17 protein-coding genes and 1 other RNA gene are annotated in these 19891 nt (G+C 64.2%); 6 read left to right on the top strand and 12 right to left on the bottom strand.

Annotated features, from left to right (window positions below; all coding sequences use genetic code 11):
- Positions 1–134: 134 nt before the first annotated feature.
- The 10 genes from AB4Y42_RS11140 to gyrA all read right to left on the bottom strand — a co-directional run bounded on the left by AB4Y42_RS11140 (position 135) and on the right by gyrA (position 12608).
- The gene (locus AB4Y42_RS11140) at positions 135–458 is read right to left on the bottom strand and encodes an integration host factor subunit beta (protein WP_368694165.1); all 324 of its coding nucleotides are present in this window, start codon (positions 456–458) and stop codon (positions 135–137) included.
- Between the two features lie 25 nt (positions 459–483).
- Positions 484–2214 (bottom strand): 30S ribosomal protein S1, encoded by a 1731-nt coding sequence (rpsA, locus tag AB4Y42_RS11135; protein WP_158758332.1) that lies wholly within the window; start codon positions 2212–2214, stop codon positions 484–486.
- Positions 2215–2395: 181 nt separating this feature from the next.
- Complete coding sequence (gene cmk / locus AB4Y42_RS11130) at positions 2396–3091, bottom strand: (d)CMP kinase (RefSeq protein ID WP_368694164.1); 696 nt, start codon at positions 3089–3091, stop codon at positions 2396–2398.
- 28 nt (positions 3092–3119) lie between these two features.
- The gene (gene aroA / locus AB4Y42_RS11125) at positions 3120–4424 is read right to left on the bottom strand and encodes a 3-phosphoshikimate 1-carboxyvinyltransferase (RefSeq protein WP_368686673.1); all 1305 of its coding nucleotides are present in this window, start codon (positions 4422–4424) and stop codon (positions 3120–3122) included.
- Between the two features lie 92 nt (positions 4425–4516).
- Complete coding sequence (locus AB4Y42_RS11120) at positions 4517–5461, bottom strand: prephenate dehydrogenase (protein WP_368694163.1); 945 nt, start codon at positions 5459–5461, stop codon at positions 4517–4519.
- Positions 5462–5491: 30 nt separating this feature from the next.
- Positions 5492–6613, bottom strand: coding sequence for a histidinol-phosphate transaminase (hisC, locus tag AB4Y42_RS11115; RefSeq protein WP_368686675.1), 1122 nt, complete (start codon positions 6611–6613; stop codon positions 5492–5494).
- 129 nt (positions 6614–6742) lie between these two features.
- Positions 6743–7828, bottom strand: coding sequence for a prephenate dehydratase (pheA, locus tag AB4Y42_RS11110; protein WP_368694162.1), 1086 nt, complete (start codon positions 7826–7828; stop codon positions 6743–6745).
- A 63-nt stretch (positions 7829–7891) separates the two neighbouring features.
- Entirely contained in the window at positions 7892–8974 is a 1083-nt protein-coding gene (gene serC, locus AB4Y42_RS11105; protein WP_368686677.1) for a 3-phosphoserine/phosphohydroxythreonine transaminase, read from the bottom strand.
- 222 nt (positions 8975–9196) lie between these two features.
- A complete protein-coding gene (locus AB4Y42_RS11100) occupies positions 9197–9802 on the bottom strand; it encodes a DUF2059 domain-containing protein (protein ID WP_028208183.1) in 606 nt (201 codons plus the stop codon).
- Positions 9803–9998: 196 nt separating this feature from the next.
- A complete protein-coding gene (gene gyrA / locus AB4Y42_RS11095; RefSeq protein ID WP_368686678.1) occupies positions 9999–12608 on the bottom strand; it encodes a DNA gyrase subunit A in 2610 nt (869 codons plus the stop codon).
- Between the two features lie 563 nt (positions 12609–13171).
- On the opposite strand from gyrA, the gene ompA reads away from it, so the two are divergent.
- From ompA to ssrA, 4 genes are all read left to right on the top strand, one after another.
- The gene (ompA, locus tag AB4Y42_RS11090; RefSeq protein WP_042260999.1) at positions 13172–13816 is read left to right on the top strand and encodes an outer membrane protein OmpA; all 645 of its coding nucleotides are present in this window, start codon (positions 13172–13174) and stop codon (positions 13814–13816) included.
- A gap of 214 nt (positions 13817–14030) precedes the next feature.
- Complete coding sequence (gene ubiG, locus AB4Y42_RS11085; RefSeq protein ID WP_368694161.1) at positions 14031–14729, top strand: bifunctional 2-polyprenyl-6-hydroxyphenol methylase/3-demethylubiquinol 3-O-methyltransferase UbiG; 699 nt, start codon at positions 14031–14033, stop codon at positions 14727–14729.
- Positions 14730–14815: 86 nt separating this feature from the next.
- The gene (locus AB4Y42_RS11080; protein WP_368694160.1) at positions 14816–15538 is read left to right on the top strand and encodes an HAD-IA family hydrolase; all 723 of its coding nucleotides are present in this window, start codon (positions 14816–14818) and stop codon (positions 15536–15538) included.
- Between the two features lie 102 nt (positions 15539–15640).
- Positions 15641–16010: a transfer-messenger RNA gene (gene ssrA / locus AB4Y42_RS11075) on the top strand.
- 197 nt (positions 16011–16207) lie between these two features.
- Here ssrA and AB4Y42_RS11070 read toward each other — a convergent pair.
- A complete protein-coding gene (locus AB4Y42_RS11070; protein WP_342924989.1) occupies positions 16208–16474 on the bottom strand; it encodes a hypothetical protein in 267 nt (88 codons plus the stop codon).
- Between the two features lie 112 nt (positions 16475–16586).
- Positions 16587–17684 carry a substrate-binding domain-containing protein gene (locus tag AB4Y42_RS11065; protein ID WP_368686681.1) on the bottom strand — a complete coding sequence of 366 codons (1098 nt, stop codon included), beginning with the start codon at positions 17682–17684 and terminating at the stop codon, positions 16587–16589.
- A gap of 130 nt (positions 17685–17814) precedes the next feature.
- Here AB4Y42_RS11065 and AB4Y42_RS11060 point away from each other — a divergent pair, with 130 nt between their 5' ends.
- Positions 17815–18327 carry an NAD(P)H-dependent oxidoreductase subunit E gene (locus AB4Y42_RS11060; RefSeq protein WP_368686731.1) on the top strand — a complete coding sequence of 171 codons (513 nt, stop codon included), beginning with the start codon at positions 17815–17817 and terminating at the stop codon, positions 18325–18327.
- A complete protein-coding gene (locus tag AB4Y42_RS11055; RefSeq protein ID WP_368686682.1) occupies positions 18324–19883 on the top strand; it encodes a formate dehydrogenase beta subunit in 1560 nt (519 codons plus the stop codon). The genes AB4Y42_RS11060 and AB4Y42_RS11055 overlap by 4 nt, the downstream gene beginning before the upstream one ends.
- The last annotated feature ends 8 nt before the right edge of the window (positions 19884–19891 follow it).

Here is a 19891-nt window from a genome sequence, read left to right as displayed (position 1 = left end):
CGCGTCGAAAAGGCGCAGACGAAAAAAAAGCGCCGGGGTTGTTCACCCCAGCGCTTTTTACCGGTCCATGCATTCTGGCCATCTGGCATTGACCGCCGACGACCGCAACCGCCCGATCGAAAACGATCCAACGCTTACAGGTCGTCGTCCGGCTCGTCCGCCCTCAGCGGCTCGCCCGAATTACGGTCCACGCGCTCGCGCAGTTCCTTGCCCGGCTTGAAGTGCGGCACGAACTTCTCAGGCACCAGCACCTTTTCACCCGACTTGGGATTGCGACCGACGCGCGACGGCCGACGATTCAGGCCGAAGCTGCCAAAGCCACGAATTTCGATGCGATGGCCCTTGGCAAGCGCCTCGGACATCGCATCGAGCATCGTCTTGACCGCGAAATCCGCGTCCTTGAGAACAAGTTGCGGAAATCGCGTAGCCAGCTGCGCGACCAATTCAGATTTGGTCATACTTCAGCTTGCCCCCGTTTGAGGCTTACTGGTTCTGGCCGTCGAGCTTGGCCTTCAGCAGCGCGCCGAGGTTGGTCGTGCCGGTGGCAGCCTGACCCGAATCAGCCGACATGCTGCGCAGGGCTTCCTGCGTTTCAGCCGAGTCCTTCGCCTTGATCGACAGGTTGATGCCACGCGACTTGCGATCGATGTTGATGATCATCGCGTTGACCTTGTCGCCTTCCTTCAGCACGTTGCGAGCATCTTCCACGCGGTCTTGCGCGATTTCCGAAGCACGCAGGTAGCCTTCGACGTCGGCGTTCAGCGTCACGACTGCGCCCTTGGCGTCAACCGACTTGACCACGCCGTCGACGATCGAACCCTTGTCGTTGACAGCAACGAAGTTGCTGAACGGGTCGCCTTCGAGCTGCTTGATGCCGAGCGAAATGCGTTCCTTCTCGACGTCGATGCCCAGAACCACGGCTTCGACTTCGTCGCCCTTCTTGTACTTGCGAACGGCTTCTTCGCCGGTTTCCGACCACGACAGGTCCGAAAGGTGAACCAGACCGTCGATACCGCCAGGCAGACCGATGAACACGCCGAAGTCGGTGATCGACTTGATCGCGCCCTGGAGCTTGTCGCCCTTCTTGAAGTTGCGGCTGAAGTCATCCCACGGATTCGGCTTGCACTGCTTCATGCCGAGCGAGATGCGGCGGCGGTCTTCGTCGATCTCGAGGACCATGACTTCGACTTCGTCGCCCAGCTGGACAACCTTCGACGGAGCAACGTTCTTGTTGGTCCAGTCCATTTCCGACACGTGAACCAGGCCTTCGATGCCCGATTCGACTTCGACGAACGCGCCGTAGTCGGTGATGTTCGTGACCTTGCCGAACAGGCGCGTGCCCGACGGGTAACGGCGCGAGATGCCTTCCCATGGATCGTCGCCCAGTTGCTTGATACCGAGCGAAACGCGGTTCTTTTCCTGGTCGAACTTGAGGATCTTCGCGGTGACTTCCTGGCCAACCGAGAGAACTTCGCTCGGGTGACGCACGCGACGCCATGCGATGTCGGTGATGTGCAGCAGGCCGTCGATGCCGCCGAGGTCCACGAACGCGCCGTAGTCGGTGATGTTCTTGACCACGCCGTTGACGATCGCGCCTTCCTTGAGCGTTTCGAGCAGCTTTGCGCGCTCTTCGCCTTGCGTGGCTTCGATGACTGCGCGGCGCGACAGCACGACGTTGTTACGCTTGCGGTCGAGCTTGATGACGCGGAATTCGAGGGTCTTGCCTTCGTACGGCGTCGTGTCCTTGACCGGACGCGTGTCGACGAGCGAACCCGGCAGGAACGCGCGGATGCCGTTGACCATGACGGTCATGCCGCCCTTGACCTTGCCCGTGATCGTGCCGGTCACGAGTTCGTTGTTGTCGAGAGCCTTTTCCAGCGACAGCCACGAAGCGAGACGCTTCGCCTTGTCGCGCGACAGGATGGTGTCGCCGTAGCCGTTTTCCAGCGCGTCGATCGCGACGGAAACGAAATCACCCGCCTGCACTTCCACTTCACCCGCGTCGTTCAGGAATTCTTCGAGCGGAATATAGGCTTCGGACTTGAGACCAGCATTGACGACCACGAAGTTGTGGTCGACGCGCACGACTTCGGCGGAAATCACTTCGCCGGCGCGCATGTCCTGGCGGGTCAGCGACTCTTCGAACAGAGCCGCGAAAGATTCGGTATTCGGGGTGGAGGTTTGCAGGTCGGACATAAAAATCTGGATTTGCATGGTTTTCGCTACCTCGCCAGTCGGTCTTGACTGCCGGGCGTTGAGGCCGGAACACGATGCTCGCGGCGCAGATGCAAAAGCCATACGGGGTTAAAGGGTTTAACACACGCCCTGTTGCTTTCCAGGGCACCTACTCGTACTGCTTACTGCTTTCTTTACTGCGCTTTGCCCCGTTCGCGGATTACCGTACGGGCCGCAGTTGGCTAGACTCCTGATACCACTGCACCACCTGTTCGACCGCCTGGTCGACGGAGAGCGCCGAAGTATCGAGAAGCTGCGCATCTGCTGCAGGCTTGAGCGGTGCGGCCGCGCGGTTACTGTCGCGCGCGTCGCGTCCACGCAAATCCCGAAGCAAGTCATCCATATTAGCAGAAAAACCTTTTTGGATCAATTGCTTATGCCGGCGGGCCGCACGGGCCTCCACGCTGGCCGTTAAAAACACCTTCAGAACGGCGTCCGGGAAGATCACGGTGCCCATGTCGCGGCCATCCGCAACGAGCCCGGGAAGCTTGCGAAACGCCCGCTGGCGCGCCACGAGCGCGGTGCGCACGGCCGGATGCGCAGCGATCATCGAGGCGCGGTTGCCCACTTCCTCGGCACGGATTTCGTTCGAAACGTCAACGCCATCGAGCTGCGCAAGCCCCTCGCGGAACGTGATATGGAGATCGTCGATCAGCTTCGCAAGGCTCTCGGCGTCATCGGCCGCGATCGCGTAGCGCACGCTCGCGAGCGCCGCCAGCCGATACAGCGCGCCGCTGTCGAGCAGGTGAAAGCCGAGTTGCGCGGCGACCAGCGCGGCCACCGTGCCCTTGCCGGAGGCGGTCGGGCCGTCGATCGTGATGACGGGCGTCGGATAAAAGGGACGGGTCGATTTCATGCGGCAAAGATAGTCGGCTTCATTTGAATCAAGGTTGCGCGAGCGCCAGGAAGCGCTCGAAGTAATCGGGGAACGTCTTGCCGACGCACTTCGGGTCGTTGATGCGCACCGGCACACCGCCGAGGCTCACGAGCGAGAAGCACATCGCCATGCGGTGATCGTCGTACGTGTCGATCGCGGCGTTCGGCGTGAGTGTCTCAGGCGGACGCACGATCAGGTAATCGGGCCCCTCTTCCACGTTCGCGCCCACCTTGCGCAGTTCCGTGGCCATCGCGGCGATGCGGTCGGTTTCCTTCACGCGCCAGCTCGCGATGTTGCGCAGCGTGGTCGCGCCGTCGGCGAAGAGCGCCGCCACGGCGATCGTCATGGCCGCATCGGGAATCAGGTTGAAGTCCATGTCGATCGGGTCGAGCTTGCCGTGATCGTTGCCGATCCCGCGCACCTCGATCCAGTCGTCGGCGACCGTGACGTTCGCGCCCATGCGCATGAGCGCCGCGGCGAACGCGACGTCGCCCTGGATGCTCGAGCGCCCCACGCCTTCCACGCGCAGCGGGCCGCCCCCGATCGCGCCGGCGGCGAGGAAATACGACGCGCTCGACGCATCGCCCTCGACCATGATCTTGCCCGGCGACTGGTAACGCACGCCCGCGGGAATCTCGAAGCGATGCCAGCCGTGGCGCTCGACCTTCACGCCGAAGCGCTCCATCAGCTTGATCGTGATTTCGATGTAGGGCTTGGAGATCAGCTCGCCGTCCACCTCGACGATCGTGACGCCGTCCTTGGCGCGCACGAGCGGCAGCGTCATCAGAAGCGCCGTGAGGAACTGGCTCGACACGTCGCCGCGCACGCGGATGGGCGCCTCGACCGAAATCGGCGCCGGCCGGATGCGCAGCGGCGGGTAGCCTTCGTTTTCTTCGTAGTCGATCTTCGCGCCGATCTGGCGCAGGCCATCGACGAGGTCGCCGATCGGCCGCTCGTGCATGCGCGGCACGCCGTGAATGCGGTAGTCGCCGCCGTTCACCGCGAGCGCGGCCGTGAGCGGACGCACCGCCGTGCCTGCGTTGCCCAGAAAGAGATCCGCGCGCACCGCCTGGAACGCGCCGCGCGTGCCCTGTACGACGCAGGTGTCGTCTTCGCGCTTGAGCTTCACGCCGAGCTTTTCCAGCGCGTCGAGCATCACGCGCGTGTCGTCGGAGTCGAGCAGGTTCGTGATGGTCGTTTCGCCCTCGGCCAGCGCCGCGAGCAGCAGCACGCGGTTCGAGATGCTCTTCGAGCCGGGCAGACGGATCGTGCCGGACGCACGGGTGAACGGTCCGAGATCGAGGTGTTCCATGAGCGTGTCCTGAGAATGCCTGGTGGTACCTGGGGTTGCCTGGTGTTGCCTGAGGTCGCGGCGCGCGCGCCGTCGGGCTGGGTCCTGCTTGCTTATTTGCCTGGTGCCACATCGATGGGCGCTGCCGCGCCCTTGCCGCCGCGCTCCTGCCACGCCTCGCGCGCCGCACGCGAACGCGCGAACACGGTTTCGAGCGCCGCGCCGTCGCCGGCGTCGATGGCCGCGCGCAGCCTGGCCAGCACCTCAGTGTAGCCGTCGAGTTCGGCGAGCAGCGCGGCGCGGTTCGCGAGGCACACGTCGCGCCACATTTCGGGGCTCGACGCGGCAATGCGCGTGAAGTCGCGGAAGCCGCCCGCGGCGAACGAGAATTTCAGCTGGGCGTCCGGCGACGCGAGAATCTGGTCGACGAGCGCAAACGACAACACATGCGGCAGATGACTCACCGACGCGAACACGCGATCGTGCTGCTCGGCCGGCATCTCGCCGATCACGGCACCTGTGGCGCGCCACATCGCAGCGATGCGCTCGACCGCTGCCGGCGCGTTTTCCGCGAGCGGGCACAGCACGACGTTGCGGCCCACGTAGAGATCGGGCAACGCGGCGTCGACGCCGCTCGACTCGCGCCCGGCGATGGGATGCCCCGGCACGAACTGGGCGATGCGCGCCCCGAGCGCGGCACGGGCCGCGGCGATCACGTCGCTCTTGGTGCTGCCGGCGTCGGTGACGATGGTGGCTTGCCCCAGGTGCGGCGCGATGCGCTCGAGCAGCGCCTGGGTTTGCGCGACGGGAGCCGCGATCAGCACGATGTCGGCGCCGGCGAGCGCGGCGGCGAGCGCCGCTTCGTCGTCGAGCGTCGCGGCGGCGTCGATCACGCCCAGTTCGAGCGCGCGCGCTACCGACTTTGCGCTGCGGCCCACGCCGATCACCTGCGCGCCCTGGCCGCCGTGCGAACCGCGCTCGCGCAACGCGCGCGCGAGCGACCCGCCGATCAGGCCCACGCCGAAAATCACCAGTTTGTTAAACGAAAACGCACTCACGACGTCACCGAAAAAGTAAAGGTTGCGCGCTCACGGCGCGCCAAGCGCTCGCTCGAGGGCCGCGACGAATGCCGCGTTCTCCTCGGGCAAGCCGATCGTCACACGCAGCCATTGCGGCAGGCCATAGTTGCCCACCGGACGTACGATCACGGCTTGCTTGAGCAGCGCGAGATTCACGCGCTCGCCGGCGCCGTCGTCCGCTGCGTCCTTCGCCACGCGCACCAGCACGAAATTGCCGTCCGACGGCACGTATTCGAGGCCGAGGCGCTCGAACGCCGCGGTGAGCGTGCGATAGCCTTCTGCATTGAGCGCCGCGCTGCGCTCGAGGAACGGCGTGTCGCCGAGCGCGGCAATCGCAGCGGCCTGCGCGAGCGTGTTGACGTTGAACGGCTGGCGCAGACGGTTGAGCAGATCGGTCAGTTCAGGCTGCGCGATCGCGAAGCCGATACGCAGGCCGGCGAGTCCGTAGGCCTTCGAGAACGTGCGCGAAACGAGCAGGTTCGGAAAGCGGCGCACCCACGCGATCGAGTCATAGCGCTTCCCGGCCGCGAGGTATTCCGTGTACGCCTCGTCGAGCACGACCGCGACATGCGCGGGCACCTTCGCGATGAACGCCTCGAGCGTCGCGCCGTCGACGAACGTGCCAGTCGGGTTGTTCGGGTTCGCCACGAACACGAGACGCGTATCTTCGTCGATCGCCGCCAGCATCGCGTCGAGATCGTGGCCGTAGCGCACCGCCGGCGTCACGATATGGCGCGCGCCGAGGCCCTGGGTCGCGAGCGCATAGACCGCGAACGAGTACTGCGAATAGACGATCGCCTGACCGCGCTCGACGAACGCATGCGCGGCCATTTCGAGAATGTCATTGCTGCCGTTGCCGAGCGTGATCCACTCGGACGGCACGTCGTAGCGCGCGGCCAGCGCGGCCTTCAGCTCGAACGCGTTCGAATCGGGATAGCGGCCCAGTTCGCTCGCGGCCTGCACGATCGCGCGTTGCGCCGATTCGGGCATGCCGAGCGGATTCTCGTTCGAGGCGAGCTTCACGATGCGCGCTTCGTCGAGCCCGAATTCGCGCGCGACTTCGGAAATCGGTTTGCCGGCGATGTAAGGCGCGATGGCGCGCACATACGAGGGGCCGAATTGCGTGGTCATGCGTCTCTCCAGGGCTCAAGGCGCCGGGCGTACAACGGTCTCATCCAGACGGATCGGGAAAGGCGCGCCGCCCGGCACATTCATGCGGCGGGCGGCGGTTGGCGGCGGGCCGCCCGCGCCTTCCGCGCGTTAGCGTGCGCGCGGATACGAGCCGAGGATCTTCAGATACGCGGCCTTCTTGCTGAGTTCGTCGAGCGCGGCGGCCACGGCGGGTTCGTCGCGGTGACCTTCGAAGTCGATGTAGAAGTAGTACTCCCACGTGCTGCCAAGGCGCGCCGGCCGCGACTCGAAACGCGTCATCGACACGCTGTGGCGCGCGAGCGGCTCGAGCAGCTTGTACACAGCGCCCGGCTCGTTCTTCACCGACACGATCATCGAGGTCTGGTCGCGCCCCGTCGCGCCCGCCGGCTGCTTGCCTATCATGACGAAGCGCGTGCGGTTGTGCGGGTCGTCCTGGATCAGCGCGTTCGCGATCAGCAGACCGTAGTGCGTGGCGGCGCGATCGCCCGCAATCGCGGCGACCGTCGGGTCGGCGGCGGCGAGGCGCGCGGCCTCGGCGTTGCTCGACACCGGCTGACGCTCGAGCTGCGGTGCGTTCGCCGTCAGCCAGTGCTGGCACTGTGCGAGCGCCTGCGGGTGCGCGCACACGCGCGTCACGCCTTGCAGGTTGCCGCTTTGCGTCATCAGATTGTGCTGAATCGGCAAGGCGATTTCGCCGCCTATGACGAGCTGCGTTTCGAGGAACAGGTCGAGCGTGCGCGAAACGGCGCCCTCGGTCGAGTTCTCGACCGGCACGACGCCGAACTCGGCGGCGCCCGCCTCGACCGAGCGGAACACCTCGTCGATCGACGGGCACGGCAGGCCTTCGATCGACTGACCGAAGTACTGGTACATCGCCTGTTCGCTATAGGTGCCGACCGGGCCGAGGAACGCAGCCGAAATCGTCTTTTCGAGCGAGCGGCTCGCGGCCATGATCTCGCGCCAGATCGCGCTGATGTGATCGTTGCCGAGCGGGCCGTCGCTCATGTTCTGCAGGCGCTCGATCACTTGTTGCTCGCGCTCCGGGCGAAACACCGGCGCGTTGAAATGCTTCTTGACCTCGCCTACTTCGAGCGCGACCGAGGCGCGCTGGTTCAGGAGCGCGATGAGCTGCGCGTCGATTGCATCGATGCGTTCGCGCAGCGGTTTGAGTTGGGAGTTGAGTTCGTCGTCCATGCGTGAAACCGGCAATCTGAAAGGATGCGCGCGGCGCCGCTTCGCCCAGTGAGCGAGGAGCGCTTACGCGTGCTTCGCCTCGAATTCCTTCATGTACTCGACCAGCGCATTCACTGCTTCGAGCGGCACCGCGTTGTAAATCGATGCCCGCATGCCGCCGACGGACTTGTGGCCCTTCAGCTGCAACAGCCCGCGCTCTTTGGCGCCGGCGAGGAAATCTGCGTTACGTGTTTCGTCTGCGAGGAAGAACGGCACGTTCATCCGCGAGCGCGCGCGGCGCTCCACCTTGTTGATATAGAAGCTGCTCGCGTCGATCGTGTCGTAGAGCAGCTTCGCTTTTTCCACATTACGCGCCTCGATGACTTCGAGACCGCCCTGACGCTTCAACCACTTGAACACGAGCCCGGCGATATAGATCGCGTAGGTGGGCGGCGTGTTGAACATCGAGTTGTTCGCGGCCACGGTCTTCCATTCGAACGCCGAAGGACAGATCGGCATCGAGCGGTCGAGCAGGTCTTCGCGCACGATCACGACCGTCACGCCCGCCATGCCGATGTTCTTCTGCGCGCCGCCGTAGAGCACGCCGTACTTGGCGATGTCCATCGGGCGCGACAAGATGTGCGACGAGGCGTCGGCCACGAGCGGAATGTCGCCGAGGTCGGGAATCTCGAAGGTCTCGACGCCGTCGATCGTCTCGTTCGTGCACAGGTGCACGTAGGCGGGGTCGTCGGAGAGCTGCCACTCGCCCTTCGGCGGCGAATGCGTGAAGCCGGCCTCGGTGCGGCCCGTCGCGGCGATATGCGCTGCGCCGTACTTGAGCGCTTCCTTCTGCGACTTCTGCGACCACGAGCCGGTGATGACGAAGTCGGCGCGCGGCTTCGAGCCGAACAGGTTGAGCGGCACGATCGCGTTTTCGCCGATGCCGCCGCCCTGCAGGAACAGGATCTGGTGACTTGCGGGGACCTGCATCAACTCGCGCAGATCGAGCAGCGCCTCGGCGTGGATCTGCATGAATTCCGGGCCGCGATGGCTCATTTCCATCACACCCATGCCGCTGCCGTGCCAGTCGAGCATTTCGTCAGCGGCCTGACGCAGGACTTCTTCTGGCAGCGCTGCCGGCCCAGCTGAGAAGTTGTAGACGCGCATCGTAAAGGGATCCCCGAGGCAGGCGCTGTGGCAAAAACCGCCGGAAAACACGCCAGAAAAAAGAAAATGGCCGCTTGCGCTCATCGCGCAAACGACCATTATCGCATTGTCGCCGGGAACCCGCCACGCACGGCGTGGCGACGGGCTTCCCGGTCTACGCGGCCGATCCGGCCCCGCTGCCGTACATCATGGCTGCGGGCCAGAGGGCGCGTGACGCCAGACTTACTTGCCGACCTTGACCGAAGCGACTTCCTTGTCGGCCTGGTCGCGCGTTGCCTTGATCGACTGCGGCATGTACTTCTGCATCAGGCTGTTCACGACGTCGCGGCCAACCTGGTCTTGAACCTGAATGAACTTGCGGCCGGTCGGGCTGCGGTAGAACGTGGTCAGGTCCTTGATTTCCTGCGTGCTGTAGTACTTCGCGTAGGCGTCGTACTGAGCTTGCATGGCGTCCGTCTTGAACGAGTCGGTCGCGAAGACCTGGCCTGCCGAGTCAACCAGCTTCGGCACGGCGTTCTTCTGCAGCGACGGAACGGCAGCTTGCTTCTGCTTGTCCGTCATCGTCTTGTTTTCCGAGAGCGCGTCCGAGAGGATGGCCGGGACGAGCTGCTTGGCTTGCATCTGGGCGCTGTTGCCGATTGCGCCGACGAGCTTCTGTGCGTCGATCGCGTCGAGCAGGTCCTTGATCGCGGCTTGCTTGGCCGGATCGACGGGTGCTGCAGCCGCTGCCGGTGCCTGGGCGGGCGCCTGGTTCTGGAGCGCCTGAGCCATGGCAAACGTCGGCACGAGAGCGGCCAGCAACATCACCTGCTTGAATCGTTTTTGCATCATTACTCCCTTTGAGAAATTAATCGATTTGCACTGCCGCGCGGACTGCGGGGCGCCGCATTGCGTTCTGCGCCCGCTCACTGGTCCGCCCGGCACACCATTCATTTCACTGACACTAACAAGGTTCGCTGAAACCCACCTTAAAGCCCGCGTAAGCGCATCGATTGAACACGCTTGTGCGGGCCCGGATAACGCATCACTCTTCGCTTTCGCCTGCTTCGCCCTCACCTTCGGCGTCCACTTCTGCGTCCGCTTCGGCGACCTGCTGCAGCCCGGAAAGCTTCGTACCTTCGTCAAGGCTGATGAGTGTAACACCTTGCGTTGCACGGCCCATTTCGCGGATTTCCGACACGCGGGTGCGAATCAGAACGCCCGTGGTGGTGATCAACATGATCTGCGCTTCGGAGTCGACGAGTGTGGCCGCAACCACCTTGCCGTTGCGCTCCGAAGTCTGGATCGCGATCATGCCCTTCGTGCCGCGGCCGTGGCGCGTGTACTCCGTGATCGGGGTGCGCTTGCCATAGCCGTTCTCGGTCGCGGTGAGCACCGACTGCTGCTCGTCGCCCGCCACGAGGAGCGCGATGACCTGCTGATTGTCTTCGAGCTGCATGCCGCGCACGCCGCGCGCTTCGCGGCCCATCGGGCGCACGTCGTTCTCGTCGAAGCGCACCGCCTTGCCGGCGTCGGAGAACAGCATCACGTCGTGTTCGCCGTCGGTGATCGCAGCGCCGATCAGGTAGTCGCCGTCGTCGAGACCGACCGCAATAATACCCTTGCGCAACGGGCGGCTGAAGGCTTCGAGCGGCGTCTTCTTTACCGTGCCCAGCGCCGTGGCCATGAAGACGAACTTGTCGGCCGAGAACTCCTTGACCGGCAGCACGACCGTGATCTTCTCGCCGTCCTGCAGCGGGAACATGTTGACGATCGGACGGCCGCGCGAGTTGCGCGAACCCTGCGGCACTTCATACACCTTCACCCAGTACACGCGGCCGCGATTCGAGAAGCACAGGATGTGGTCGTGCGTGTTGGCGATGAAGAGCGTGTCGATCCAGTCGTCGTCCTTCATCGAAGTCGCCTGCTTGCCGCGACCTCCGCGCTTCTGGGCGCGATATTCCGACAACGGCTGCGATTTCACGTAACCGGCGTGCGACATGGTCACGACCATGTCCTGCGGCGTGATCAGGTCTTCGGTGTTGAGCTCGGTGGCGTTCATCTCGATCTTCGAGCGGCGGGCGTCGCCGAATTCGCTCTTGATCGAGGTGAGTTCGTCGGAGATCATGACAGTTACGCGCTCGGGGCGCGCAAGGATGTCGAGCAGGTCGGCGATCTGCGCCATCACTTCGCGGTACTCGCCGATGATCTTGTCCTGCTCCAGGCCGGTCAGGCGCTGGAGGCGCATTTGCAGGATTTCCTGCGCCTGCGTGTCGGACAGACGGTAGAGGCCGTCGGACTGCATACCATATTGCGGGTTCAGCCCTTCCGGACGGTAGGCTTCGCGCCCACCCGCCGCCGCGTTGTCCTGCTCCGCGCGCGTGAGCATCTCGCGCACGAGCGACGAGTCCCACGAGCGGTTCATCAACTCCTGCTTCGCGATGGGCGGCGTGGGCGCGGCCTTGATGAGTTCGATGAAATCGTCGATGTTCGCGAGCGCAACGGCGAGACCTTCGAGCACGTGGCCACGTTCGCGCGCCTTGCGCAGTTCGTACACCGTGCGGCGCGTGAGCACTTCGCGGCGATGCGAGAGGAAATGCTCGAGCATTTCCTTCAGGTTCAGCAGCTTCGGCTGGTTGTCCACCAGCGCGACCATGTTCATGCCGAACGTGTCCTGCAGCTGCGTCGCCTTGTACAGATTGTTGAGGATGACCTCGGGCACTTCGCCGCGCTTGAGCTCGATCACGACACGCATGCCGCTCTTGTCGGATTCGTCGCGAATATCGGAGATGCCTTCGAGCTTCTTCTCGTTGACGAGCTCGGCGATGCGTTCGAGCAACGAACGCTTGTTCACCTGATACGGCAGTTCGTCGACGATGATCGCCATGCGTTGACCGCGATCAATTTCCTCGAAGTGCGTGGCCGCGCGCATCACGACGCGGCCGCGGCCGGTGCGATAGCCGTCGCGCACGCCCGCGACGCCATAAATGATGCCGGCGGTCGGGAAGTCGGGGGCGGGAATGATCTCGATCAGCTCGTCGACCGTTGCCTGCGGGCTCTTCAGCAGATGCTGGCAAGCGTCGACGACTTCATTGAGATTGTGCGGCGGAATGTTCGTGGCCATGCCGACCGCGATACCCGACGAACCGTTGATGAGCAGGTTCGGAATGCGCGCGGGCAGGATCTGCGGCTCGCTCTCGCTGCCGTCGTAGTTCGGCCCGAAGTCGACCGTTTCCTTGTCGATGTCGGCCAGCAGCTCGTGGCCGATCTTCGCCATGCGGATTTCGGTGTATCGCATGGCGGCGGCGTTGTCGCCGTCGATGGAGCCGAAGTTGCCCTGGCCGTCGACCAGCATGTAGCGCAGGGAGAAGTTCTGCGCCATCCGCACGATCGTGTCGTAGACAGCCGTGTCGCCGTGTGGGTGGTACTTACCGATGACGTCGCCGACGATACGCGCCGACTTCTTGTAAGCGCGGTTCCAGTCGTTATTCAGCTCGTGCATTGCATAGAGCACGCGCCGGTGGACAGGCTTCAGGCCGTCACGAACATCCGGAAGTGCTCGCCCGACGATCACGCTCATCGCGTAATCGAGATACGAGCGGCGCATTTCCTCCTCGAGGGAGATTGGCAGAGTCTCTTTGGCGAATTGATCCATTATCGATGTCTTATTTGGGCACGCGGTGTGCTAGCGCCTCGCCCCAGCTGGAAGAGCGCAGGTCGCCGCAGTCACCGCGGGACGCCCAGCTGTCGCATGGACGCCGCGGACGCAGCGCATCACGCGATTCTACCATGCACGACACCCTCGCCCGCCGCCTGCGTATACCTATTAGAGGAGTGAAGCCGAACGGCTCAAAAGCGCCTTGAGCGTGGCGCAAACGCCGCAGTGCGAACCGGAATCAGATGCATCGCCACCGATTTGGATGACAATGTGTGACGCTCACGCTACCCAGGCGCAATACCAGGTAAAATTAAGGGAACTTTTTTGTTGCGGGCGTACCACGTTCGACCAGCCGCAGTGAAAGGGGCGGATTTTTTTTATCGTCGGAGGGGAACGATATGGCAAAATGCCAACGCACAAAGTTAGACACTGCTCGAAGTCTACACAACGCAAAGCGTTCCCCACAACTTGCCAATGTTATACTTCGAGCAATGTATGACTTGTCTTCGTCATATGGCTCGCAGTAAACCTGCGGTAATCTCAATTTCGAGAGGAGAAATATGAATAAACTTTCAAAGCTCGCGTTCATTGCAGCTACCGCAGTTGTGGCTGCATCCGCTCAGGCACAATCGGTGCCGGCGTCGCGACAAGCCGTCAATGACAACTGGGTGAATGGTACCGGCGAATACGTGTGGATGAACGGCACGAACGAGCTTTGCTGGCGCGATGCATTCTGGACGCCGGCCACCGCCAACGCTAAGTGCGATGGCGCCCTGGTCGCCCAGGCACCGCAGCCGCCGGTCGCTCCGCCGCCGCCGGCCATCACCAGCCAGAAGATCACGTACCAGGCTGACGCCCTGTTCGACTTCGACAAGGCCATCCTGAAGCCGGCTGGCAAGGAAAAGCTGGACGACCTGGCAAGCAAGATCCAGGCTCTGAACCTCGAAGTCGTCGTCGCGACGGGCTACACCGACCGTATCGGCTCGGTTGCCTACAACGACCGTCTGTCGCTGCGCCGTGCGCAAGCCGTCAAGTCGTACCTGGTCAGCAAGGGCGTTCCGGCAGAGCGTATCTACACGGAAGGCAAGGGCAAGCGCAACCCGGTTACGACGGGCTGCAACCAGAAGAACCGCAAGGCTCTCATCGCCTGCCTCGCACCGGACCGTCGCGTGGAAGTCGAAGTCGTCGGCACGCAAAAGCAGTAATCGCGAGCTCTCGACCGCAAGTCTCAAAAGCCCCGCTTCGGCGGGGCTTTTTTTATCCCGCGTTTTATCCTTCTTTCATTTCGCCTGTCTCCGCGCGGCGTGATCGTTCCGGAAAGCCTGACGGCACGGCGCGGCATTTTGCTGCCCTGTGCACCCGCCTGTATACTCGGGGCTTATTCTTTCCGACCCGCACCGCGCTTCAGGCTGCCACGACATGACGAATGCCGATCCCCACGAGCTGCAGAAATTCAGCGATCTCGCTCATCGCTGGTGGGACCCGAACGCCGAATTCAAGCCGCTGCACGAACTCAACCCCGTTCGCCTGGGCTGGATAGACAGCCATGCGCATCTGCCGTCCAAGCGCGTGCTCGACATCGGCTGCGGCGGCGGCATCCTCTCCGAATCGATGGCGGGGCTTGGCGCAACCGTAAAAGGCATCGACCTGTCGCGCGAGGCGCTCGGCGTGGCCGACCTGCATAGCCTCGAGAGCGGCGTGACGGTGGACTACGAGCTGATCGCGGCCGAAGCGATCGCCGCGCGCGAACCGGCGTCGTTCGACGTCGTGACCTGCATGGAAATGCTCGAACACGTGCCGCAGCCCGCCGAGGTCGTGAAGGCCTGCGCAACGCTCGTGAAGCCTGGCGGCTGGGTGTTCTTTTCGACGCTCAACCGCAACGTGAAGTCGTATCTGCTCGCCGTAATCGGCGCGGAATACATCGCGCAGATGCTGCCCAAGGGCACGCACGACTACGCGCGCTTCATCCGCCCCTCGGAGCTTGCCGCGTTCGTGCGCGGCGCCGGCCTGCACGTCGCCGAGATCAAGGGCATCACGTATAACCCGCTCACGCGGCACTTTGCGCTTTCGAACGACTCCAGCGTCAATTACATGATCGCCTGCCGGCGCGACGCCTGACCGCATATGCACGAGCGGCGCCGCCGGTTCCCCCTGCTCCGGCGGTATTTCCTGCACACCGGCGCGCCGCGCCATTGCTTCCAGACATGAACTCACCCACGAACGCCCAACCTGCCGCGGACAGCGCCGCAGCGCTTGCCGCCTGCGACGCCGTGCTGTTCGACTTCGACGGCACGCTCGCCGATACGGCCCCCGACCTCGCCGCCGCCGTCAACCAGATGCGCCACGCGCGCGGCCTCGCGCCCACGCCGCTCGAGAAGCTGCGTCCGCTCGCTTCGGCGGGCGCGCGCGCCCTGATTGGCGGCGCGTTCGGGATCGGCCCCGACGATCGCGAGTTCGCCGCCATGCGGGAGGAGTTTCTCGCCAACTACGAGGCGAATCTGCGCATCGAGACGGCGCTCTTCGCCGGCATCGACGCGGTGCTCGACGACCTCGACGGCCGCGGCGTACGCTGGGGCATCGTGACCAACAAGGTCGCCCGTCTCACCGAGCCGCTCGTGAAGCTGATGCACCTGGACACGCGCGCAAGCTGCGTGGTGAGCGGCGACACGACGCCCTATTCCAAGCCGCATCCGGCGCCGTTGCTGCACGCGGCCGAGGCGCTCGGCATTGCGCCGCAGCGCGTGGTCTACGTCGGCGACGATCTGCGCGACGTGCAGGCGGGCGCCGCGGCGGGCATGGCGACGATCGCCGCCGCGTACGGCTACTGCGGCAACGACGTGCCGCCCTCGCAGTGGAACGCGCAATATGTCGCCGACACCACGGCGACGCTGTTCGCCCTGCTTCAGCACATCCGCAAGCCGGCCTGAGGCGACGTAAAAACGGCTTTTGATCGCGAACAGCCCGCGCGCCCTTGAACCGGGCGCGGTTCGCCTCATATGGCGAACTATGGGATAATTGTTCCTACCTCTGGGGCCGACCTGGTTTCGACAGGGGTTATGAAGTAATCAGGGCATGCCGAGGACCCGTCACCTCGTTAATCAATGGGAAAAACGTAACTGCAAACGACGATACGTTCGCACTGGCAGCCTAACGGCCGCCGTCCTCTGCCTGGCTCACTGACGGGCTAGCGTCGCAAGACCGGTAGCAATACCGCCAGAGGTCATTTACGTCAGTTAAGCCTTGGTGGCGTCACGACGCCAAGGTCGAAAATCTAGTGAATCGCCGTAGCGCAGCGTGTTCGTCCGCGTCGCTGCGGTTAAATCAAATGACAGAACTACGCATGTAGAACTGGTTATGGACTGCTTCTGGACGCGGGTTCGATTCCCGCCGGCTCCACCAGATATTTCCGGTCGTCCACGACGATCGGACTCGAGCCCCGGCGCCGCAAGGCTGTCGGGGCTTTTTGCTTGCCACGGTCCCGACGCCGGCCGCGCCTGCACAGCGCATACAAAAAAACTCGCGACAGCCCGTTCGGGCTTCGCGAGTTTTTCTTTGCTCCACAGGCCGCGCAACTTTCGCGCGCGCCTCCAGGGTCATCAATTGTCCTGCGGGCACTGCAGATTACAGCCGTTCTGATCACCCAGATCGCCACGCTTGCGTGCGGCGCTCGGCTTGCCATGCTGATACTTGGCCGACGGCGCCGAAGCGGCGAACTGCATCTGTGGATGCTCGTTGAACTTGAACTGATCGCTCAGAATGCCACCCGGCACGCCTGGCGAGTTCTGCGCAAAGGCAACGTTGAATGTAGCCAACAACGCTGCCGCCGTAGCGGCAGCAGCACCAACTTTGAGGACAAATTTCATGGTCGATCGGCGCGACGGGCGCGCAACTGAAACGTGAGAGCGAATACAAACTGAAAGTATCACAAAAAGCGCCTCAGTCTGCAGCGTAGTCTGGCCTATCCGTTGCCTTCTATTACAACGGCCGCGCCTCGCCCTCGAGCGGCCCGCCCCACGCGGCTTCGAGTTCCACCACGTCGCCACATGACGCCGGATCGTATCCCTCCAGTTGCGCAACGGACGCACGGAACCCCGCGCCGCGCAGCAAACCCAGCACGGTCGCCAGCGGCTCGTGCGTAAGATGGCCGCGATCGCACGCAAAGTAGTAGTCTTCATCGGCGATCTCGATGAAATCGAGCCCGAAATGGTGCGCAGCCGGCGCCACGCCGAAGCCCACGTCGGCCATCCCGCTGGCCACGAACGCGGCGATCGCCGAATGCGTGAGTTCCGACGACGCGTAGCCGTTCACGCGCTCGGGATCGACGCCGATGCGTGTCAGCAGCAGATCGATCAGCATGCGGGTGCCCGAACCCGGCTGCCGGTTCACGAAGCGGATATCGCCGCGCGCGAGGTCGGCGAGACCCGTGACCTGCTTCGGGTTGCCGCGCCCGACCAGGAGTCCCTGCTTGCGCTGCGTGAGATGGATGAGCACGTGCCGCTGCGGATCGAGCCAGCCGCGGTAGGCGTTGGCGCAGGCGGCCCGAAAGTCGCCGCGCGGCAGGTGAAAGCCTGCGAGATCGCATTCGCCACGCGCGAGTGCCGTGATTGCGTCGACGCTGTCGCGGTACTTGATCTCCACGGGCACCTGGTCGGCGACGAGCGCCGTCACGAGCGCCGCCACCGCATAGCCGTGCGAAGCATGGATGCGCAGATCCTGCGCATCGGGCGCGAGCCAGCGGTTCAGGTCGCTGGCCACTTCACTGGCCAGCGCCTCGAGGTTGCCCTGCAGCCGCTCCCCGCACAGGCGCTGCGAGCGCAGCACAGCCTCGCCCAGTTCGGAGAGCACGGACCCGCGGCCGCGCGCTTTCGCGATCAGCGCGCCCCCCAGGCGCTCCTCCACTTCACGCAAAACACCCCACGCATGGCGATAGGACAAACCCTTACGCTGCGCAGCCTGCGCAATGCTTCCTTCCTCGGCGACGAGCGCAAGCAACGGCACAACGTCCGTCAGGCTTGCCTCGCGGCCTTCCGCGTCGCGCACGACTAGCTGCGCATGGCACTCGACCTTGATCATTATGAAATATTCCTTCCTATTGCGTCCGCCTTTCCACGGGCCTATTGTTCGGTCAGACAACAAGACAACCGCAGCATAGATGCACACTTTATGAATAACAAGTGCATATATGCCCAGGAGAAGCCCCATGATGGAAGAGACAACAGTTAGCGCGCCGGACGATCTCGTCCTGCGTCACGCGCAACCAGGCCGCACACTGCTTGCGATCCTGCATGCGATCCAGGACGAAGTCGGCTTCGTGCCGCCGGCCACGGTCGTGCCGCTCTCGAAGGCGCTGAATCTCTCGCGCGCCGAGGTCCACGGCGTGATCACCTACTATCACCACTTCCGCACTGCGCCGCCCGCGCCGGTCACGGTCCAGCTGTGCCGCGCCGAGGCCTGCCGCAGCATGGGTAGCGAGGCGCTCGCGCAGCACGTCGAGGCGCATACCGGCTGCCGGTTCCAACAGCACGGACACGACACCGAACACGCGCACGCGCATGAAGGCCCGGTCGCGCTCGAATCCGTCTATTGCCTAGGGCAATGCGCGCTCTCGCCCACCATGATGATTAACGGCACGTTGCACGCAAAAGTGACCCCGCAGAAGTTCGACAAGCTCTACGCTGCCGCGCTCGCGACCGTGCGCACCGAGGAGGCCGCATGACACGCGTCTACGTTCCCCGCGACTCCTCGGCGCTTGCGCTCGGCGCGGATGCCATCGCCGAGGCCATCGAACGCGAAGCCGCCGCGCGCGGCGCGAGCATCGAGCTCGTGCGCAACGGCTCGCGCGGCCTGCTTTATCTCGAGCCGCTCGTCGAAATCGAAACGCCGGACGGCCGCGTCGGCTACGCGAACGTCGACGCCGATGAAGTCGGCGCCCTCTTCGACGCCGGCTTCCTGCAAGGCGGCCAGCACGCACGCAGCGTCGGCCTCGTCGAGCAGATTCCGTATCTGCGCAAGCAGCAGCGCCTCACGTTCGCGCGCATCGGCATCACCGACCCGCTTTCCACCGACGACTACGTCGCCCACGGTGGCCTCGAAGGACTGCGCAATGCGTTGAAGATGACCGGCGCCGATATCTGCGAAGCGCTGGTCGAGTCGGGCCTGCGCGGCCGCGGCGGTGCGGCGTTCCCGGCCGGCATCAAGTGGCGCACGGTCGCGAATGCGCAAGCCGACCAGAAGTACATCGTCTGCAATGCCGACGAAGGCGATTCGGGCACGTTCTCCGACCGCCTCGTGATGGAAAGCGATCCGTACGTGCTGATCGAGGGCATGACGATTGCGGGCATCGCGGTGGGCGCGACCGTTGGCCATATCTACGTGCGCAGCGAGTATCCGCATTCGATCGAAGCGCTCGAAGAAGCCATTCGCCGCGCACGCGCAGCGGGCTGGCTCGGCGACGACGTGCTCGGCAGCGGCAGGCGCTTCGAGCTGTTCGTGGCCAAGGGCGCGGGCGCTTACGTGTGCGGCGAGGAAACGGCGCTGCTCGAGTCGCTCGAAGGCAAGCGCGGCATCGTGCGCGCCAAGCCGCCGCTGCCCGCGCTCGCCGGCCTCTACGGCAAGCCCACGGTCATCAACAACGTCATCACGCTCGCCACGGTGCCGATCATCTTTGCGAAGGGTGCGTCGTACTACAAGGACTTCGGCATGGGCCGCTCGCGCGGCACGCTGCCGTTCCAGCTCGCGGGCAATATCGCGCGCGGCGGGCTCGTCGAGCTTGCGTTCGGCGTGACCTTGCGCGAGCTGATGGTCGACTACGGCGGCGGCACCGCCAGCGGCCGGCCGGCACGCGCCGTGCAGGTGGGCGGCCCGCTCGGCACCTATCTGCCCGAAAGCCAGTGGGACATTCCCATGGACTACGAGGCGTATGCGGCGGTTGGCGCGGTCGTGGGTCACGGCGGCCTCGTCGTCCACGACGACACGTCGAATCTCGCCGAACTCGCCCAGTACGCCATGGAGTTCTGCACGCTCGAATCGTGCGGCAAGTGCACGCCGTGCCGCATCGGTTCGACGCGCGGCGTCGAGGTGATCGCGAAAATCCGCAAGGGCGACACGTCCGAAAAGCAGGTCACGCTGCTGCGCGACCTGTGCGACACGATGGTGTCCGGTTCGCTGTGCGCGATGGGCGGCATGACGCCCTACCCCGTGATCTCCGCACTCAACCATTTCCCTGAAGATTTCGGTCTCGAACCCGTCGCCCAACAACCAGCGGCCGCCTGAACGAGGAA

This window comes from Paraburkholderia sp. EG286B (assembly GCF_040965655.1).
Classification (GTDB): domain Bacteria; phylum Pseudomonadota; class Gammaproteobacteria; order Burkholderiales; family Burkholderiaceae; genus Paraburkholderia.
The sequence above is the reverse complement of the archived record's forward strand: the minus strand, read 5'-3'. Positions and strand labels throughout refer to the sequence as shown.

What these genes read in the sequence shown, in the direction of transcription:
- AB4Y42_RS11055 (WP_368686682.1), top strand. Translation starts at nt 18,324, where the DNA reads ATGACACGCGTCTACGTTCCCCGCGACTCCTCGGCGCTTGCGCTCGGC.
- rpsA (WP_158758332.1), bottom strand. Translation starts at nt 2,214, where the DNA reads ATGCAAATCCAGATTTTTATGTCCGACCTGCAAACCTCCACCCCGAAT.
- AB4Y42_RS11140 (WP_368694165.1), bottom strand. Translation starts at nt 458, where the DNA reads ATGACCAAATCTGAATTGGTCGCGCAGCTGGCTACGCGATTTCCGCAA.
- pheA (WP_368694162.1), bottom strand. Translation starts at nt 7,828, where the DNA reads ATGGACGACGAACTCAACTCCCAACTCAAACCGCTGCGCGAACGCATC.
- gyrA (WP_368686678.1), bottom strand. Translation starts at nt 12,608, where the DNA reads ATGGATCAATTCGCCAAAGAGACTCTGCCAATCTCCCTCGAGGAGGAA.
- AB4Y42_RS11065 (WP_368686681.1), bottom strand. Translation starts at nt 17,684, where the DNA reads ATGATCAAGGTCGAGTGCCATGCGCAGCTAGTCGTGCGCGACGCGGAA.
- AB4Y42_RS11100 (WP_028208183.1), bottom strand. Translation starts at nt 9,802, where the DNA reads ATGCAAAAACGATTCAAGCAGGTGATGTTGCTGGCCGCTCTCGTGCCG.
- cmk (WP_368694164.1), bottom strand. Translation starts at nt 3,091, where the DNA reads ATGAAATCGACCCGTCCCTTTTATCCGACGCCCGTCATCACGATCGAC.
- ubiG (WP_368694161.1), top strand. Translation starts at nt 14,031, where the DNA reads ATGACGAATGCCGATCCCCACGAGCTGCAGAAATTCAGCGATCTCGCT.
- serC (WP_368686677.1), bottom strand. Translation starts at nt 8,974, where the DNA reads ATGCGCGTCTACAACTTCTCAGCTGGGCCGGCAGCGCTGCCAGAAGAA.
- AB4Y42_RS11080 (WP_368694160.1), top strand. Translation starts at nt 14,816, where the DNA reads ATGAACTCACCCACGAACGCCCAACCTGCCGCGGACAGCGCCGCAGCG.
- aroA (WP_368686673.1), bottom strand. Translation starts at nt 4,424, where the DNA reads ATGGAACACCTCGATCTCGGACCGTTCACCCGTGCGTCCGGCACGATC.
- AB4Y42_RS11070 (WP_342924989.1), bottom strand. Translation starts at nt 16,474, where the DNA reads ATGAAATTTGTCCTCAAAGTTGGTGCTGCTGCCGCTACGGCGGCAGCG.
- hisC (WP_368686675.1), bottom strand. Translation starts at nt 6,613, where the DNA reads ATGACCACGCAATTCGGCCCCTCGTATGTGCGCGCCATCGCGCCTTAC.
- ompA (WP_042260999.1), top strand. Translation starts at nt 13,172, where the DNA reads ATGAATAAACTTTCAAAGCTCGCGTTCATTGCAGCTACCGCAGTTGTG.
- AB4Y42_RS11060 (WP_368686731.1), top strand. Translation starts at nt 17,815, where the DNA reads ATGGAAGAGACAACAGTTAGCGCGCCGGACGATCTCGTCCTGCGTCAC.